The 17,850-nt window shown below is 73.0% G+C and carries 17 protein-coding genes; 7 read left to right on the top strand and 10 right to left on the bottom strand.

The window, feature by feature from the left end; genetic code table 11:
• Positions 1-267, top strand: a 267-nt coding sequence (locus tag ACFOX0_RS30145; protein ID WP_377552352.1) for an RNA-guided endonuclease InsQ/TnpB family protein, incomplete at its 5' end; no start/stop codon positions are given.
• Between the two features lie 42 nt (positions 268-309).
• On the opposite strand, the gene ACFOX0_RS30140 is transcribed toward ACFOX0_RS30145, so the two are convergent.
• From ACFOX0_RS30140 to ACFOX0_RS30105, 8 genes are all read right to left on the bottom strand, one after another.
• A complete protein-coding gene (locus ACFOX0_RS30140) occupies positions 310-1,872 on the bottom strand; it encodes a DUF6297 family protein (protein ID WP_377552350.1) in 1,563 nt (520 codons plus the stop codon).
• Positions 1,869-2,498 carry an ABC transporter ATP-binding protein gene (locus tag ACFOX0_RS30135; RefSeq protein WP_377552358.1) on the bottom strand — a complete coding sequence of 210 codons (630 nt, stop codon included), beginning with the start codon at positions 2,496-2,498 and terminating at the stop codon, positions 1,869-1,871. The genes ACFOX0_RS30140 and ACFOX0_RS30135 overlap by 4 nt, the downstream gene beginning before the upstream one ends.
• A gap of 15 nt (positions 2,499-2,513) precedes the next feature.
• Positions 2,514-4,058, bottom strand: coding sequence for a SpoIIE family protein phosphatase (locus ACFOX0_RS30130; protein WP_377552356.1), 1,545 nt, complete (start codon positions 4,056-4,058; stop codon positions 2,514-2,516).
• The gene (locus ACFOX0_RS30125; protein ID WP_377552354.1) at positions 4,055-5,383 is read right to left on the bottom strand and encodes an ATP-binding protein; all 1,329 of its coding nucleotides are present in this window, start codon (positions 5,381-5,383) and stop codon (positions 4,055-4,057) included. Before ACFOX0_RS30125 ends, ACFOX0_RS30130 begins: the two co-directional genes overlap by 4 nt.
• A 126-nt stretch (positions 5,384-5,509) precedes the next feature.
• Positions 5,510-6,520 carry a SpoIIE family protein phosphatase gene (locus ACFOX0_RS30120; protein ID WP_377552348.1) on the bottom strand — a complete coding sequence of 337 codons (1,011 nt, stop codon included), beginning with the start codon at positions 6,518-6,520 and terminating at the stop codon, positions 5,510-5,512.
• A gap of 13 nt (positions 6,521-6,533) precedes the next feature.
• On the bottom strand, positions 6,534-6,953 hold the full coding sequence (locus ACFOX0_RS30115) for an ATP-binding protein (RefSeq protein ID WP_377552346.1): 420 nt from the start codon (positions 6,951-6,953) through the stop codon (positions 6,534-6,536).
• Positions 6,950-7,369 (bottom strand): STAS domain-containing protein, encoded by a 420-nt coding sequence (locus ACFOX0_RS30110; RefSeq protein ID WP_377552344.1) that lies wholly within the window; start codon positions 7,367-7,369, stop codon positions 6,950-6,952. The genes ACFOX0_RS30115 and ACFOX0_RS30110 overlap by 4 nt, the downstream gene beginning before the upstream one ends.
• The gene (locus ACFOX0_RS30105; protein ID WP_377552342.1) at positions 7,369-8,247 is read right to left on the bottom strand and encodes an STAS domain-containing protein; all 879 of its coding nucleotides are present in this window, start codon (positions 8,245-8,247) and stop codon (positions 7,369-7,371) included. Before ACFOX0_RS30105 ends, ACFOX0_RS30110 begins: the two co-directional genes overlap by 1 nt.
• Positions 8,248-8,408: 161 nt before the next feature.
• On the opposite strand from ACFOX0_RS30105, the gene ACFOX0_RS30100 reads away from it, so the two are divergent.
• The gene (locus ACFOX0_RS30100) at positions 8,409-8,765 is read left to right on the top strand and encodes an STAS domain-containing protein (protein ID WP_377552340.1); all 357 of its coding nucleotides are present in this window, start codon (positions 8,409-8,411) and stop codon (positions 8,763-8,765) included.
• A 100-nt stretch (positions 8,766-8,865) separates the two neighbouring features.
• Here ACFOX0_RS30100 and ACFOX0_RS30095 read toward each other — a convergent pair whose 3' ends face one another.
• Positions 8,866-10,110, bottom strand: a complete 1,245-nt coding sequence (locus ACFOX0_RS30095; protein ID WP_377552338.1) for an MFS transporter — start codon at positions 10,108-10,110, stop codon at positions 8,866-8,868.
• Positions 10,111-10,160: 50 nt separating this feature from the next.
• On the opposite strand from ACFOX0_RS30095, the gene ACFOX0_RS30090 reads away from it, so the two are divergent.
• The 4 genes from ACFOX0_RS30090 (at position 10,161) to ACFOX0_RS30075 (ending at position 12,190) form a co-directional block, all read left to right on the top strand.
• Positions 10,161-10,844: a FadR/GntR family transcriptional regulator gene (locus ACFOX0_RS30090; RefSeq protein WP_377552336.1), complete on the top strand. Its 684-nt coding sequence runs from the start codon at positions 10,161-10,163 to the stop codon at positions 10,842-10,844.
• 38 nt (positions 10,845-10,882) lie between these two features.
• A complete protein-coding gene (mscL, locus tag ACFOX0_RS30085; protein ID WP_377552334.1) occupies positions 10,883-11,353 on the top strand; it encodes a large conductance mechanosensitive channel protein MscL in 471 nt (156 codons plus the stop codon).
• Between the two features lie 193 nt (positions 11,354-11,546).
• Positions 11,547-11,786, top strand: a complete 240-nt coding sequence (locus ACFOX0_RS30080; protein WP_377552332.1) for a hypothetical protein — start codon at positions 11,547-11,549, stop codon at positions 11,784-11,786.
• Between the two features lie 29 nt (positions 11,787-11,815).
• Positions 11,816-12,190: a hypothetical protein gene (locus tag ACFOX0_RS30075; protein WP_377552331.1), complete on the top strand. Its 375-nt coding sequence runs from the start codon at positions 11,816-11,818 to the stop codon at positions 12,188-12,190.
• A 22-nt stretch (positions 12,191-12,212) separates the two neighbouring features.
• Here the strand turns inward: ACFOX0_RS30075 and ACFOX0_RS30070 are convergent, their stop codons facing one another.
• Entirely contained in the window at positions 12,213-13,145 is a 933-nt protein-coding gene (locus ACFOX0_RS30070) for an SCO2521 family protein (RefSeq protein WP_377552329.1), read from the bottom strand.
• 86 nt (positions 13,146-13,231) lie between these two features.
• Between ACFOX0_RS30070 and ACFOX0_RS30065 the strand changes: the two genes are divergently transcribed.
• Positions 13,232-17,800 carry a HEAT repeat domain-containing protein gene (locus tag ACFOX0_RS30065; protein ID WP_377552328.1) on the top strand — a complete coding sequence of 1,523 codons (4,569 nt, stop codon included), beginning with the start codon at positions 13,232-13,234 and terminating at the stop codon, positions 17,798-17,800.
• Positions 17,801-17,850 lie beyond the last annotated feature (50 nt).

Below are 17,850 nucleotides of genomic sequence, written 5' to 3'. Positions count from 1 at the left end.
CACTCATGGTCGTTCCACCAACTCGGCACCTTCCTGACCTACAAAGCCCGCCGAGCCGGCATACCACTGGTCCAGGTGGATCCCCGGTACACCTCCCAAACCTGCAACCGGTGCGGACACCGCGACAGGCGCAACCGCCCCGACCAGGAAACCTTCACCTGCCGGTCGTGCGGGGTCGTTGCCCACGCCGACCACAACGCAGCCCTCAACATCGCCCAACGCGGTATCGAGAGCTGGGGCGCAGTCAACCGACCACACGTGGCCTAACCCCGCAGCCAGCGGGGGAAGAGACCCACAAGCCCACCCACTTCATGGGCGGGTAGTTGACAGCCGGCTGTCCAGCCGGTCGGTGCTGGTCACCAGGTAGGTGACCAGGCCGGCGGTGGCCAGCACCGCCTGGGTGAGCACCGTCGCCCAACTCGGCGTCGAGCCGCCGAACAGCACCAGCAGCGTCGGCACGCTGAGCAGCACCAGCAGGTCGACGCCGGCCAGCAACCAGAGCAGCGGCCCGGTGGCGAGACTGCCCATCGGCGTCTCGATCGGCATCAGGTCGTGCCGGACGTACCCGGTCCGGGACCGGCGGAGGGCCGCGACCGCGGCGGTCGGTCCCAGCGCGAGCCCCAGCGCCCACCACGGACCCGACGGCAACTGGCCCAGCAGCGCCGGCACGGCCAGCGCCCCGGCCGTCCAGGCCGCGGCCAGCAGCACCGGGACCACCAGCCGGCCGGCCAACGCCTGCCGGCCGGTCAACCCGAGCAGCCGCAGCAACGCCGGGTTCCCGCTGTCCCGCCCGGCCGCGTCCAGGGTGGTCTCCGCCGCGAACAGCGCGCCGGCCAGCAGCCCGGTCACCAGCAGCCACCTCGGCCCGGCGGCCAGGACCGCGGGCGCCAGCGCCGCGACCGCCAGCCAGCCCAGCCGGGCCGGTCGGCGGCGCAGCACCAGCAGGTCGGGCCCGAACGACACCGGCAACCCGGCCACCCGCCGGATCGGCGCCGACCGCAGCACCCGGTGTCGCCAGGACCGGTCGGCGGCCAGGTCGACCAGGAAGGTCGGCTCCGCCGACACCGCCGCGTCCAGCAGCGAGCCGCGCAGTGCCGACGCGTCGTGCACCCGGTGGCTCGGGAACCCGGCCACCATCCGTACCGAGCCGGCGAGCAGCCCGACGGCAGCCACCAGCGTCACCACCGCAAGTATCGGCAACCGACCGGTCAGCGCCACGAGCAGCGGCCCGGGGTGCCAGGCACCGACCGCCGTCGCGACCAGCGGCACGGCGCACCCGGCCGCCACCAGGTCGGCGATCCGGCCGACCAGGGCCCGGCGCTGGCCGGCGACCGCGACCAGGCCGGCGAGCGCGCCGCAGCAGACGCCGAACGGCACCGCCGCCCACCACGTGTCGGCCCCGATCGGCCGGTCGGCCGAACGACCCACCGCCGCCACCGCCAGTACCCCACCCACCGTCGCCCCGACCGCGACCACGCCGAGCAGGCCGGGCAGCAGCAGCCCGCGCCGGGAGACCGGGGCCAGGAACAACCAGGTCAGATGCGCCCGGCTGATCGCCAGCGGCCCGGTCCGGCGCAGCAGCAGATAGGCCGCCAGGCCGATCAACGCCAGCCGGGCCAGTCCCGCCGCGCCCTCCGGTCCGGTCAGCGGGACCGGGCGCGCGGGCCAGGTCACCCCGAGCAGCCGCTGCCCGAAGATGCCCACCGTGACGGTCACGGTCAGCGCCGTGACGTACAGCGAACTCCAGGAGACGCGCCGCCCGCCGGCGGCCAGCCGCCGCTGGTGGATCCACCGGCGCGCGCGTGCCGCCGGGACGTCGCGGCCGCCGTCGGCGGAGCCGGCCGCCCGCGCGTCGGCGGCACGGACGGTCACAGCGACAACCGTTCACCGCCGACGGCGTCGGCGAACGCCGGATCGTGGCTGGCCATCACCAGCGTGCCGCCGCCCTCGACGTACGACCGGAGCAGCCCGGCGACCACCGGCTTGACCGCCGGGTCCAGCCGTTGCTCGGGCTCGTCGAGGATCAACAGCCGGCTGGGCCGGACCAGCACGGCGGCCAGCAGCAGGCGCTGCCGCTGCCCGGAGGAGAGGTTCAGCGGTGCGCTGTCGGCGACCGTGGTCAGGCCGAGCACCTCGAACAGCCGGTCGATCTCCCCGTCGCCCGGGTCGACGCCGTTGGCCAGCCGGATCAGCTCGGCGTGCTCCCGCACGGTCAGACCGTGGTACCAGCTCGGATTCTCGACGGTGCTGGCCACCGACCGCCAGAACGCCGCCGTCCGGCCGGGCGGGCGACCGAAGACCCGGACCGCGCCGCCGTCCGGCTTCTGCAGGCCGGCGACACAGCGCAGCAGGGTGGACTTGCCGGTGCCGTTCTCACCCGTGGCGCAGAGCACCGCGCCGACCGGGACGTCCAGCTCGAAGCCGTCGAAGACGACGTGCGACCCGTACGCCACGCGGAGGTCGCGGATGGTCAGGGCGTCGACGGACACGGCGAGCAGTATCGCACCGCGGTCTCAGCGGCGGCGCAGCGCCAGCACCGCGACGTCGTCCTGGATCTCGTCCGGGGCCAGCTCGACCAGCAGCCGTGCACAGAACTGGTCCAGGTCGTCCTCGACGTGCCGGACCGCGGTGGTCAGCGCCGCCAGGCCGGCGTCGATGTCCGAGTCCCGGCGCTCGATCAGTCCGTCGGTGTAGAGCACCAGGGTCCCGCCCGGGGGCAGGACGAACTCCAGATCCGCCGGCCGGTCCGCCCGCACGCCGAGCAGTGGGGCCCGGTGCCGCAGCCGGTCGACCCGGCCGTCGACGTTGACCAGCGGCGGCAGATGCCCCGCGCTGGCCAGCCGGGCCCGCCCGGTGCGCGGATCCAGCAGCAGCACGCAGATCGTCGCGAACTCGCCCGGTAGCAGGGTCCGCATCAGGACGTCGACCCGGTCCAGCATCTCGCCCGGTTGGTGCCCCTCGACGGCGTACGCCCGCAGCGCGTGCCGGATCTCGGCCATCACCGTGGCGGCGTGCAGCGAGTGCCCGGCCACGTCGCCGATCGCCACCAGCAGGTGACCGTCGAGCACCACCAGCTCGTAGAAGTCGCCACCGATCTCGGTCTGCGCGCTGGCCGGTTCGTACCGCACGGCGAGGTCCAGCCCGTTGATCCGGGGGATCCGCCGGGGCAGCAGGCTGCGTTGCAGGGTCACCGCGATCCGGTGCTCCTCGTCGTACGACCGCTGCGCCTCGACCGCGGCGGCGACCGCCTGGGCCAGCTGGATCAGCACCGGCGTACCCGGGGTCTGACCGCTCTCCGGGACCACGACGTAGAGCGGCGCCCGGTCCGGACGCAACCGGGCGGCGGCGACCGTGACCCGCTCCTCGGCGCCCCAGTCGAGGACCTGCCACTCGCTCGCCGGGTCGACCCGGACGGTGGACCCGACCGGGACCCCGGTGTCGTCGACCACCCAGGGTCGGGTCGTCGGGGTGCCCTCCGGGCCGCTGGCGACACCGGCGATGCACTCGCCGTCGAACGTCTCCGCGATCACCGCGACCGGCGATCTGAAGATCCGGGCCCCGCCCGCTGCGGCGGCCACCAACAACCGGCCGAAGCTGGGCGCGGTGGTGACCGCCATGGTGGTGTCGGCCAGCATCGCGAGCCGGTCGGCGAGCAACTCGGCGCGCTGCCGGGCCCGGTAGTAGCGCAGCACGGCGTGCGCGGTGGCGACCAGCTCCTCCGGCTCGATCGGCTCGGTCAGGTAGGCGTCGGCCCCGCCGGTCAGCCCCTGTGCCCGGTCCACCACGTCGACGGCGTGCGCGGAGACGTGGATCACCGGTGTCGCCGGATGGGCGGACTTGATCCGCCCGCACACCTCGAAGCCGTTCATGTCCGGCAGCCGGACGTCGAGCACCACCAGGTCCACCTGCTCGGTGCCGACCCGTTCCAGCGCCTCGCCGCCGGTCTCCGCCTCGGTCACCCGGAAGCCGGCCCGGGTCAGCCAGTTGACCAGGAGATAGCGCTTGGTGGCGCTGTCGTCGACCACCAGGATCGTCGCCGGGTCGAACTCCACGGTCAGCCCCCGTGCGTAGGCAGTGTCACGACGAACGTACTGCCCCGGCCGGGTTCACTGGTCAGTTCGAGTGAGCCGCCGAGCAACGTCGCCAGCCGGCGGGCGTACGACAGGCCGAGCCCGGTCCCCCGGCTCCGGGTGCCGGGAAGTTGGTAGAACTCCTCGAAGATCCGGTTCTGCAGCTCGTGCGGGATGCCCGGCCCGGTGTCCGAGACGATCAGCCGCCAGCCGTCGGCCAGCCGCTCGGCCCGCATCCGGACCTCGCCGCTCTCGGTGAACTTGAGCCCGTTGTGCAGCAGGTTGCGCAGCACCTGGGAGAGCAGCACCTCGTCGGACCGGATCGTCGCGGGTTGCGGCGGCTCCTCCACCACCAGCTCGACCTTCGCGCTGGTGGCCAGCGCCCGCAGGGTGCCGCGCAGTTGACCGAACACCACCCGCAGGTCCACCTCGTCCCAGCTCGGCTCCAACCGGCCCGACTCGGCCTTGGCCAGGTCGAGCAGGTCGTTGACCAGGGAGAGCAGGTCGGCCGCGGACGTCCGGATCAGTTCGACCTGCCGGCTCTGTTCCTCGGTGAGCGGATCGGAGCCGGAGTCGGTGATCAGCCGGGCCAGCCCCAGGATCGCGGTGACGGGCGCCCGCAGCTCATGGCTGACGTTGGCCAGGAACCGGCTCTTCGCCTCGCTGGCCGCCCGCAACTGCGCCGACTTCTCGTCGAGTTCGGCGTACAGCGCTACCACGCCGCGGTTGGTCTCTTCGAGTTCCTCGGACAGTTGCCCGTACAGCGCCATGACGCCACGGTTGGTCTCCGCCAGCTCGTCGTTGAGCACGGCGAGTTCGTCCCGCTGGGTCCGGACCTCGTCCAGCGCCGTGATCAACTGCTGGTTCTGCAGCGCCAGCTCGTCCAGCGGCGTGCCGGGCGAGTTGGCGGCGAGGTCGGCCCGGATCCGCCGGAGCCGGTCGTTGTCCAGCGGCTCGGCGCCCGGAGGAATGCGTCGGGACATCCGTACGACCGTAGCCGCCCCGCGGTCGTCGACGTCCAGGGAGTCCACCAACCGGCCCACCGGCACCGACTGGCCGTGCCGTAGTTCGTCGGCCGGGACGGCGCCCAGCGCGGTCAGGTCGATCCGCAAAACCGGCCCGCACCCCGCGGTGGCGGGCGGGGCCAGGAAGGTGACGTCCGCCCCACCCACCCGACCGAGCAGGTAGCGGGCGACCTCACTCAGCGCGGTGGCGATCCGGATCTGGTCCTGGTTCTCCAGGCCCACGGCGAGCGCCACCTCGCGGCCTCGCTGCCGGACCACGAAGATGTCATGTTCGACCCGCAGCGCCATCTGCAGCAGCAGGGCGTCGGCGGCGGCCGGCTGATCCGGTCCGGCCGCCGGGCCCGCCGAACCGTCGTCGACGGGGGTCGACGGCACGGACGACGCGGCACGCGGTTCGGGTTGGGACCGGGCCATTCAGGCCGCCCGGGCGGCGAGCACACAGGCGTCGTCGCGACGGACGCCGGCGTCCCGCAGGACGGCCGCGGCCAACACCAGCGGCGCCCGGCTCGACAGGCCGGGGTAGTTCGCCAGCTGCCACCGGTCGGCCACCCCGTCGGAGTGCATCACCACGATGCTCCCCGGGTCGAACGGGTAGTCGTACTCCCGGACCGTCCGGCGCTGGTGGCCAGCGATGCCGGGCAGGGAGACGAAACCCCGCCGGCCACCCGCCTCGTCGACCAGGGCGCCGGCGATGTTGCCCAGCCCGCAGTAGCGCACGATTCCGGCCGACCGGTCGAGTTCGGCCACCGCCAGCGCGGCACCGCGGGTGTGGGTCAGCGACCGGTGCAGGTGCTCGACGATCGCCGCGGGTGGCGCCGCCGGCGCGGTGTGGAACGCCTGCACGGCGGCCCGGGTCGCGGCGGCGGCCAGCGGGCCGTGGCCCAGGCCGTCACAGACCAGCAACTGGTGGCGGCCGTCCCGGATCCGGACGGCGAAACCGTCCCCGCTGACCGTCTCGCCGGTCAACGGGCGGACCAGCCCGCCCGCCCAGCCGGGTGCCGGCTGCCGACCGGCGGGCCAGACCTGGACCACCAGCACCGTCCCGCGACCGGGTACGGAGTGGGCGTCGAACCAGCTGGCCTGCCGAACGATCGCGCCGAGCCCGATGCCCAGGGTGCCGGCGGTGGAGTGCCCGTCCCGACTCGAACCGACCAGGTCCGCCATCCCGGGCCCGGCGTCGATGGCAATCAACTCGACTCCGGCCTGTCCCTCGGCGCGTACCGGCCGGAGCAGCAGGACGCCCTCGTCGGCGTGCTTGACCAGATTGCTGGTCAGCTCGGCGACCACGATGGCGAGGTCGGCGGTGCGCTGCTCGCCCAACTGCAGTTGGGCGGCGAGCCGCTCGGCGCCCCGACGGGCAGCGGCGGCCGCGCTGGTGGTCTCGATCCGGAACCAGAGGCCGTCGTCACCGATTCCGTCGATCACGCGTCAGCTCCGCTCATCGGGACCATTTGGTCACCGTGACGCGGGTGCCACGGCCCACCGCAGTCTCGATGTCGAACTCGTCGACCAGCCTACGCGCCCCGCTGAGGCCGAGTCCGAGTCCACCGCCGGTGGTGTAACCGTCGGTCAGGGCGAGGTCGAGGTCGGCGATGCCCGGCCCCTCGTCGGCGAAGACGATCCGGACGCCCCGGCGCCGGCCGTTGTCGACGAGGCCCACCTCCACCGATCCGCCGCCGCCGTAGACCAGCGTGTTGCGGGCCAGCTCGCTGGCGGCCGTCACGAGCTTCGTCTGATCCACCAGCGACAGCTTGACCGCGACGGCGACCGTACGCACCAACTGCCGGACCCGGACCACGTCCTCGTCGCTGGCGATCGCCTGGGTCTGTGGGCGCCCGAGGTCCAGGCCGGCCGTCACGGCGACGCCGCCACCCGCTCGGACTCGCCGGCGTCGAGATCGTCGTCCGGCTCCTCGTCGTCGTCCCTGGCCGCCGCGATCAGTTCCATCCCCCGCTCGACGTTCAGGGCGGTCCGGATGCCGTTGAGCGAAAGGCCCAGTTCCACAAGCGTGATCGCGACCGCCGGACGCATCCCGACGACCACGGTCTCCGCGTCGAGGACCTTGGAGATCGAGGCGATCGTGGAGAGCATCCGCCCGACGAACGAGTCGACGATGTCCAGCGCCGTGATGTCGATGATCACGCCATGGCAACCGGTCGCCACGATCCGCTCGGCGAGATCCTCCTGCAGTTGCAGGGCGGTCTGGTCCTCCATGTCGACCTGGATGGAGACGAGCAGGATGTCGCCGATCTTCAGGACCGGCACCCGCTCCATCAGGACTCCCGGCGGTGCGACCGGCGGGCGGCGGCTTCCAGGCCGTTGAGCCGCAGCACGTGCCGCAGCGCGTCGGCCAGACTGGCCTTGGTGACGATGTCGCCGAACTCGATGCCGAGCGCCACGATGGTCTGGGCGATCTGCGGCCGGATGCCGGAGATGATGCAGTCCGCACCCATCAGCCGGGCCGCCACCACGGTCTTGAGAATGTGCTGCGCGACCTGGGTGTCCACCGCCGGTACGCCGGTGATGTCGATGATCGCGTGCGGCGAGCCGGTGTCCACCAGCGTCTGCAGCAGCCGCTCCATGACGACCTGGGCCCGGGCCGAGTCGAGGGTGCCGACCAACGGCACCGCGACCACGCCCTCCCAGAGCTTGACCACCGGGGTGGAGAGTTCGAGCAGTTGCTCGGCCTGGTCGGCGATCAACTCCTCGCGGGCCCGGGCGTAGCTCTCGAAGGTGAACAGCCCCAACTGGTCGATCAACGGGGAGAAGGTCACGAAGTCGGCCAGCGCCTGGGCCTCCTCGCCGCGGGCCACCATCGTGCCGCGCAGGGCCTCCTTGAGCGCGAACACCCCGACCGCCGTCTCGGTGGCGCTGAAGCCCTGCCGGGCCTGGCTGCGGGACAGCTCGGCGAGCACCGCCCGGAGTTCCTGACCGCCCTCGCCGTCGAGGTCCAGCCGGCCGTTCTGCGCGCCGGACCGGGCGGCCGCCAGCAGGGCGTTGTACAGTTCCTGCACCTGACGCCGCAATTCGGTCTGACTCAGCCGGCCCCGCAACGATTCGGTGGCCAACTCGGTCCACCGGACAAGGATCTGTTCGGAGTGCTGTTCGAGCAGTTCAGCCAGCCTGGTGCTGTCGTCTGCGTTAAGCGCCACTTGCTACCTCCCTGGGCCCGGACCGGGCGGACTCTATCACCGCTCAACCATAGTTAGTTGCCGGTAGGCAACGACATGATCCCGGTCATCGCCGACCGTCGGTGGTCCTGCGTCGCCGGCCAACGGTCGGGTACCGTTCGTCCGATACCAGGAGGTCCCGAATGTCTTTGACGGTGCACACCGAACAACGCGGCGACGTGGTCGTCGTGTCGGTCGCGGGCGAACTCGACATGGCCACCGCGCCCCAGTTGCAGGATCAGATCACGGATCTGCTGGAAAAGGGCCGCAACCGGCTGGTTTTCGACCTGGCCGAGGTGTCGTTCTGCGATTCCACCGGGTTGTCCGTCTTCGTCCGAGCGAAGAACAGCTGCGACGAGGCCGGCGGGGTGGTCCGGCTCGCCGCGCCGCAGCGCGGCGTGCTGCGCATCCTGGAGGTGAGCGGTCTGGTCGAGGTGCTGCAGACCTACCCCACCGTCGACCAGGCCGTGGCGGGCGAGCCGAGCCCGGCCGCCAACTGACTCCGTTCCGCACCGCCCCGCCGTCATCGGTTCCCGCCGCCGGCGGGGTGGTGCGGTGGGACGGCCGGCGCCCGGCGAGTCCCGTGACCGGGACCCGGCACTACCGCTCGTCCTCGATGAACCGGGGCCGGGCGATGACCAGCCCGGCGAGGGTCTGCACGGCCAGCGCGCCGAGCAGGAAGCCGATCGGGGCGAGCCACCCCCCGGTCGCGTCGTGCAGCACCCCGACCAGCAGCGGCCCGAGGGCGGCGATGACGTAACCGGTGCTCTGGGCGAACGCGGAGAGCGCCACGGTGCCCTGCGGGGTGCGGGCGCGCAGGCCGATCGTCGCCAGGATCATCGGGAAGGCGCCCTGGCCCACCGCCGCCAGCGCGACCCAGAGCAGTGCGCCGCCGTACGGGGCGAGGGCCAGCCCGACGTAGGCCACCGCCATCGCGCCGGCCAGCGTCAGCACCAACGGCCGCAGCGTCCGCAGCCGGGTCGCCAGGGTCGGCATCACCAGGGCGATCGGGACACCCAGCGCGGTCACCCCGGCCAGCAGCAGACCGGCGGTCGCCGGCCGGTAGCCGGCGTCCCGGAACAGTTGCGCCAGCCAACCCATGATCGCGTACCCGCTCAGCGACTGGGCTCCGAAGTAGAGGGCCATCGCCCAGCCCAGCCGGGTCCGGGCCGGGCGTACCCGGCCCGCGCCGGCCGGCACCGGGCCGCCGGCCGGCGCGCCGGCGCCGCGCCAGCGCAGCGCCAGCGGGACCAGCGGAAGCACCGCCACCGCCGCGACCAGCGCCCAGACGCCGAGGCCGACCCGCCAGGACCCGAAGGCGTGCGCCACCGGTACGGCGGCCGCCGCGGCGGCCGTGCTGCCCACCGTCAGGGTCATGATGTACGCCCCGGTGAGCACCCCGGCCCGGTCCGGGTAGTGGTACTTGACCAGCATCGGCAGCAGCACGTTGGCCACCGCGATCCCGGCCAGCGCCAGCGCACTGGTGATCAGGAAGACCAGCGACGAACCGGTGAGCACCCGCAGCAGCTGTCCGGCGGCGAGCGCGGCCATCGCGACCACCAGCACCCGGGCCGGCGTGAACCGGCGGACCAGGGCCGGGGTCAACGCGCCGAACCCGGCGAAGGCGATCGTCGGGAGGGTGGTGACCAGGCCGGCCGTGGTGCCGGACAGTCGCAGACCGGTACGTACCTCGTCGAGCAGCGGACCGAGGCTGGTGATGGCGATCCGCAGGTTCAGCGCGATCAGCAGGATCGCGGCGAGGACCAGGAAGCCGCCGCGTACCACCGGGGTGCGGGGTGCCGCGGCGTCGGCCGGTGCGGCGTAGGTGGCGGTTGGCGGCGTCATGTCGTCGACCCTACAATCATGGGATGATTTCCGGACGGGTGGTGTAACGGATGACACCGGCCTTCGATTCCGCGCCGGCCGCGCCACGGCGGACCCGCATCCGGCAGACCATCGACCGGCTCCGGGCCGCGATCGAGGACGGCTCCTGGCCGCTCGGCAGCAAGATTCCCACCGAGCCGCAGTTGGTCGAGGCGCTCGGCGTGGGCCGCAACACGGTCCGCGAGGCGGTCCGCGCGCTGGTGCACGCCGGGGTGCTGGAGTGCCGGCAGGGCTCCGGCACGTACGTGATCTCCACGGACGAACTCGCGGGCGCCGTCGCCCGGCAGTTCCCGGCCGCCCGGCTGGCCGAGGTGGTCGAGGTCCGGCGGGCGTTCGAGGTGGAGGCCGCCCGGCTGGCGGCCGCCCGGCGTACGCCCGCGGACCTGGCGGCGCTGGACCGCGCGCTCGCCGACCGGGAGGCCGCCTGGCGGTCCGGCCGGGCCGCCGACTTCGTCGAGGCCGACGCGGTCCTGCACAGCACGATCGTCGCGGCCGCGCACAACGCCATGCTGGCCGAGTTGTACGCCTCGGTCGGCACCGCCATGCGGGCCACCGTGGCCCAGGCGGTCGGCGGTGACCTGCGGCCCGACCGGTACGTCGACCACACCCGCCTGATCGCGGCGATCCGGGCCGGCGACCCGGCCCGGGCGGCCGACGAGGCCGGTACTTTTCTGGAGTCGACCTCCGGGGAATAGGGTGCCGCGGTAACAACCCGGACATCGCTGGAGGACGAATGCTCAAGGGCTTCAAAGACTTCATCATGCGCGGCAACGTCGTCGACCTCGCGGTCGGCATCGTCATCGGCGCCGCGTTCACGACAGTGGTCACCGCGTTCACGAATGCGTTTCTGCAGCCGGTCATCAAGCTCGTCGGGGCCGACGGCAACCACGTCGGGGGGCGGATCAAGCTGGGCACCGACAACTACGTGGATTGGGGCGCGTTCCTCAACGCCTTGATCACCTTTCTGCTGACCGCGGCGGTGCTCTACTTCCTGGTCGTGTACCCGATGAACAAGCTGGCCGAGCGGCGTAAGCGGGGCGAGGAGCCGCCGCCCGCGGCGCCCAGCGAGGAGGTCAAGCTGCTCACCGAGATCCGGGACGCGCTGGTCGCCGGCGCCGGCCGGGTACCGGAACAGCACCGCGGCGCGCTGGACCGGCTGACCGGCCAGGAGTACCCGCGCGGCACCGACCCCCGGACCCGCTGAGCCCGGACCCGCTGAGCCCCGGCCCGCGCCGACCCCCTCGGCACGGGCCGACCGGCCCGCGCCGACCCCCTCGGGGCGTACCGATCGGAACGCCCGACGGCCGTCGATCCCGCCGACCACCGGCGGATCGACGGCCGTCGCCGGTCCACCGGTGGGCATCCATCATCGAACGTATGTTCGATAGAGTCCCGGCATGGAGCAGCGCAAACACTGGTGGAACGGCAAGTGGGGGCGACTCGCCCGGCGGGACGTCTTCCTGCGCGCCGACGGCGACCGCTGGCACGTGGAGCGACGGACCGGCGGCGCCGAGGGGATCTCCCGGTTCGCCGAGTACGACACCGAGGACGCCGCCTACGACGCGGTGCGCGCCCTGCTCACCGGCCCGGACAACTGGCGGGAGTTGTCCGGTGGGTCGCCCGGTGGCCGCGTTTAGCGCCGACCGGTTCCGGGAACCGGCCCGATATGCAGCCAGACGTCCCGAACGGCCCTGTCCTCCTCGACCGGATCGCCCCCGGCATGCGGGTGATCGACGCGACCGGCGCCGAGGTCGGCACCGTGACCGCCGTCCGGTCGGGCGACCCGAACGCGGTCGTCGCGCAGGAACCGTCGGACGGCGACGGCGTACTCGCCGGGAAGGTCCCGCACACCGAGGAGGGCGACGAGCCGGCCGTCCCGGCCGACCTGGCCGCCCGGCTGCTGCGCACCGGCTACCTCAGGCTCACCGGCGACCGGTCCGGGCCCGATTGCTACGTCGAGGCCGACCAGATCAGCGAGGTGACGGCCGACGCGGTACGGCTGGCCGTACCCGGAACGACGCTGGCGGTCGGGACCGCCTGACGGCCCCCGGGCGGGCCAGCGGTCAGCGGACCGGGGCCTCCAGCAGGGCGATGGTGCTGAGGGTGACCTGGTCGCGGATCCGGTCGACGGACGACTGCCACTGCCGGGTGAACCCGGGCCGGCGTTCCAGCGCCTGCCACACCGAGAGCACCGACTCGTCCAGCCGGGCCGCGGGCATCCACAGGTGCAGCAGGCAGTCGATCGCCGGACGCAGCCGGTGCACCTTCTGCGCCCGGGTGCCGGTGCCGGTCAGGCTCGCCTCCATCAGCGACAGCAGGGTGGTGAGCAGCCAGTCGTGCAGGGCCAGGTCCTCGCACAGCTCCACGATTGCCTGTACGTCACCGGCCGGTGCGGTCAGTTCGAGGGTGCGCAGGGTGTCCGACTCGACCCGGAAGGTGCCGCGCGGCTCCGCCGTCTCGTCCGGTGCCGGCAGGACGGACCAGCGCAGCTTGGTCCGCCGGGTCCGGAACGGCGGTCGCCGGTCGAGCAGCGGTGAGCGTTGCACCCCGTCCACCACCCGGGCGCTGATCGCGCCGAGGTTGAGCGTCTGGCTCTGCGGCGCGGGGCCGAGGAAGCCCTGGCACACGTCCCGGGCGTCGACCTTGCCGATGGTCTCCACCTGGCCCGGTCGGGACAGGTAGTGCGACCAGGCCAGTCGGCGGTTGCTCGGGGCCCGGTCGACCCGGGTGTAGGTGGATCCCTGCAGCACGTGCCCACCGGTCACGGCGGCGTGCGAGACGACGGTGCCCACGCCGCGGTTGGCCCGACCCGAGGCGGTCGGCAGCCGGCAGTCGACGCCGGTCATCTCGTCCGGCGACACGGCGTACGCGATCGGTCGCTCGGACCGTCGGACCCGCTGGCCCACCAACAGGTCGAGCAGGTCGGCGGTGCGGTCCAGGGAAAGTGAGGTCGAGTTCTGCAGCAATCCGGTGTGGACCTCACCCAAGGTCAGCATGGCGGCGCCTCCCGCAACGTCGAACTCCACCGCCGGTGGGCGCCTGACAGGCAACCACGCCGATCCGACGATTTCATCTCATCATCATGGGGCAGCGCAAACCGACACCCGTTGAGTCATCGACCACGGCGGACCGGCGGTGGAAGGTGACCCGCTCGGCGAGCCCGATCGGGTCAATGGACGACATCAATTCTTGCATCCCATTGGTACGGTTGCGCCACGTGCCGCTCACGCCGCGAGGAGCCGCCGTGACCAAGGTCTACGTATCGGCCACATTCCGGGATCTCCAGGAATGTCGCGCCGCCGTGCAGCTCGCGCTGCGCCGGTTACGGGTCGATGACGTGGCGATGGAATCCTATGTCGCCGAGGATAGACGCCCGCTGGAACGATGCCTTGCGGATGTTTCAGAATGCGATGTCTACGTCGGAATATTCGCGTGGCGGTACGGTTTCGTGCCGGCCGGATACGACAAGTCGATCACCGAGTTGGAGTACCGGCGCGCGTTGGCCGACGGCAAGCACTGCCTGATCTTCCTGCTCGACGAGGACGCCCCCTGGCCGCGCAGCTCCGTCGACCGGGGCGTGGACGCCGACCGGATCGAGTCCCTGCGGGCCGAGTTGGCCGCCCGGCACACCTGCAGCATCTTCGCCGACCCGACCGACCTCGCCGCCCGGGTGACCGCCGCGGTCGCCATGTACCTGGCCGAGAACCTCCGCCCGGCCCCGCTCCCGCAGCCGTTCAGCGACACCATCAAGCACTACTTCGGCCGGCTGCGCCAGCACTACGGGATGCTGGACCTGGACGCGCTGACGCCCGCCCCGAACGACGAGTACCTGCAGATCGAACTCGGTTCGGTCTTCGTGGAGCCGTCCGTACGGGAGGACCCGCCGCCGGCCGAGCTGCCCCGGGAGTGGCGGCGCCGGATGCAGGCGCACGGCGCGATCGGCAGCGACGACGTGCCGGACGAGGTGGACCCGGCGGAGCTGGTGCAGCTGAACGAGTCGTACCGGGCGAAACCGCTGCAGCGGGTCTTCGACGTGCTGACCGATCCGGAGCGCCGGACGGTCGTGCTGCTCGGCGACCCGGGTTCGGGCAAGTCGACAATCGCCCGGCACCTGGCGCTGTCCCTCACCGAGGACCGGCCGCACGAGCGGCTCGCCCACCTGGCCGACCACCTGCCCCTGCTGATCGAGCTGCGGTCGTACGTCACCGCCGTGGCCGACGGCCGGTGCGCGGGGTTCCTGGACTACCTGGACCGGCACGCCGCCTCCGACGGGCTGGGGGTGGAGCGGGCGGCGCTGCTGCGACAGCTCACCGCGGGCCGGGTCGTCGCGATCTTCGACGGACTGGACGAGGTCTTCGACCCGCGCCAGCGCGAGGACGTGGCCTGCGAGATCGTCAACTTCGCGGCCGACTTCCCGCAGGCCCGGGTGGTGGTCACCTCCCGGACCATCGGCTACGCGCGCAGGATCCTGACCGACGCCGGGTTCGACCACTTCACCCTGCAGGACCTGGACGACCAGCAGGCCGGTGACTTCCTGGCCGGCTGGTACCGGTCGGCCCGGCCGGGTCACCCGGCCGAGGCGGAGCAGGGGCGGGCCCGACTGCTGGACGCGATGCGGCACTCGTACGCGATCCGGGAACTGGCCGGCAACCCGCTGCTGCTGACCATCCTGGCGATCATCGGCAACCACCAGGCGTTGCCGCAGGAACGGTGGCGCCTCTACGACCACGCCGCGACGGTGCTGGTCGAGCACTGGGACGTGAACCGGCACCTGCGCAAGCACAACAACACCCAACTGGCCTTCCTCGACACCGAGGACAAGAAGGAGTTGCTGCGCCGGCTCGCCTACCGGATGCAGGCCAACGAACGCGGACTGACCGTCAACTACGTACCGACCGAGGAACTGAGCGAGGTCTTCGAGCAGTACCTGATGGAGCGCTACCAGCGCGACCCGGCCACCGCCCGGGCCGTCGCGCTGTCGATGATCGGGCAGTTCCGCGAGCGCAACTTCATCCTTAGCCGGTACGGCCCGCACGTGCACGGCTTCGTGCACCGCACCTTCCTCGAGTTCTTCTGCGCCGACGCGATCCTGACCCGGTTCCAGCACGACCAGGTGCTCACCTTCGACGAGATCACCGACCTGTACCGCCGGCACTGGGCCGACGTGTCCTGGCGGGAGGTGCTCCGGCTGCTGGCCGGGGCGATGCACGCCCGGCACACGGCGAAGGTGATCGAACTGCTGACCGCCGAGGTCAACCAGCCCTGGCCACCGGCCGGCTTCGCGCCCCCGCCGTGGAACCTGGCGCTGGCCGTGCAGTGCCTCGCCGAGGTCCGCGACATCCACGCGGTGGCCGCGCCGGCCGAGGCACTGCTGCGGCGGCTGGTCCTGCTGCTGGAGCACTGCGTGGCGATCGACGACCGGGAGACCGCCGCGCTGATCGAGGACGAGATCCTGCCGGCCGCCAAGGCGATCGGCCCGAACTGGCCCGGGCGGGAGGTCTACCTGTCCTGGTACCGCCGGCGGGGTGTCCGGGTGGTGTGGAGCCCGGTGTCCACGTACGCGGCCCGGCTCGCCGCCATGCTGTCCGCCCCCGCCGAACGCATCGACGACCTGTTCGACGAGGTGCTCGGTTCGATGGACGCCAACACCGCCTCGTACGCCTCGGTCGCCGGGCTGGCCGAGCTGGCCCAGGTGGCGACGGCCGTGGCGGACAGCAACGCGCACCTGGCCGCCGCCACCCGGGCCCGGCTCCGGCTGGTCAAGCGGGCCCGGGACGACCTCCACGCCGGGGTACGACTCGCCGCGGTGCAGGCCCTCGGCGAACGGTTCGGCGACGACCACCGGGTGCGCGACCTGCTCGTGGAACGGGCCGCCCAGGACGGGCACCCGGGGGTCCGACTGACCGCCGTCCGGGCCCTGGGCGAGCGGTTCCGGGACGAGCCCGGCGTGCCCGAACTGCTCCGCGAGCGGGCCCGCGGCGACACTCACCCGCCGGTGCGCCGGGCCGCCGTCCAGGCCCTCGGCGAGCGGCTCGGCGCCGAGCCGGACCTGCGGGACCTGCTGCTCGACCGGCTCCGCACCGACCAGGACGCCGAGGTGCTGCGCAGCGCGGCGTACGCGTTGGTGGACCGCTTCCCGGCCGACGCCCAGGTCCGCGAGGCGCTGATCACCCGGGCCCGCCGGAACTCCGACGTGCCGACCACCCGGGCCCGGCAGGATCCCGAGGCGGTGCCGCGCCGGGCCGCGGTGCGCGTCCTCGGCGAACGGCTGTCCGACGACCCGGTGGTACGCGACCTGCTGCTCGAACGGCTGCGCGACGACCGGGACGCGCTGGTGCTGCGCGCCGCGGCCCAGGCGCTGATCGACCGGTCCGGTCCGGACGGCCGGCCCGACATCGACGGCTCCGAGGTGCGCGCGCTGCTGGAGAAGCGCGCCCGGGAGGACCCGGAACCCTCGTCCCGGCGGGCCGCCCTGCAGACCCTGATCCAGTGCTTCGCTCGGGACGAGCCGATGGTGCGGCTGCTGATCGCCGCGGCCGGTCGGGACGGCGACGCCGGCCTGCGGCTGGACGTCACCCGGGCACTCACCGAGCAGGTCGGGGTCGATCCGGCGGTCGGCGCGGCGCTGACCGGGCTGGCCCGCGACGACGGTAACCCGGAGATCCGGCTGGCGGCGGTCCGGTCACTGGTCGAGCGGGTGGGCATGGATCCGGACGTGTGCGCCGTGCTGACCGAGCTGTCCCGGCAGGACCCCGCCGCCGACGTCCGGCTGGCCGCGGTGCGGGCCCTCGCCGAATGCGTCGGCACGGATCCGGACATCCGGGCCGCGGTCGTCGAACGCGCCCGCGCCGACAACGACGCCGCCGTCCGGTTGGCGGCGGTGACCGCGCTCATCCCGCACGCGCAGGCGCACGGGGACGCGCACGCCGTACTGCTGGACCGGGCCCGCCGCGACCCGGACGCCCGGGTCTTCGAGCACGCGGCGACCGCGGTGCTCGGTCGCGCCGGGTCACCGCAGCGGGCCCACCGGCTGCTGGCCCGGCGGTTGCACGACGACAGCAACGCCCGGGTCCGGTTGGCCGCGGTGCGGATGCTGGTGGCGCGGTTCAACGCCGGGCCCGGCGTCCGGGAGCTGCTGCTGGAGCGGGTGCGCGTCGACCCCGACGCCGAACTCGTCCGCGAGGCCGCCGGCGCGCTGGCCAGCCATCTCGGCACCGACGTCGAACAGTACGAGGCCCTCGTCGCCCGGGCCGACAGCACCGACCCGACCATCCGCAGCGCCGCGGTACGGATCCTCGGCGACCGGTTCGGCACCGACCGCAGCGTCCGGGAGTTGCTGATCCACAAGGCCGAGCACGACTCCGACGTCCAGGTCCGCCGGGACGTGCTGCGGGTGCTCGGCGAGCGGCTCGCCGGGCACACCGAGGTACGCCAGTTGTTCGTCACCCGACTGCACGACCAGGACTGGTCGGTCCGCGCCGCCGCGGTCCTGGTGCTCGGGACGCGGTACGGCGAGGACGACCAGGTCCGCGCCCTGCTGACCGAACTCGCGGCGAAGGACGCCGATCCCGACTTCCGCCGGTTGGCCGGTCAGACGCTCACCTGGCTGCCCGGCGCCGATCCGGGGGATCTGCCGGACGTGGTCGGATGAGCTGCGCCGGCACGACCCGCTCCAGTCCGCGACGAACGCGTACTCGACCC

It is taken from the genome of Micromonospora zhanjiangensis, assembly GCF_042650605.1.
In the GTDB taxonomy this organism is placed as follows: Bacteria; Actinomycetota; Actinomycetes; order Mycobacteriales; family Micromonosporaceae; genus Micromonospora_J; species Micromonospora_J zhanjiangensis.
The sequence above is the reverse complement of the archived record's forward strand: the minus strand, read 5'-3'. Positions and strand labels throughout refer to the sequence as shown.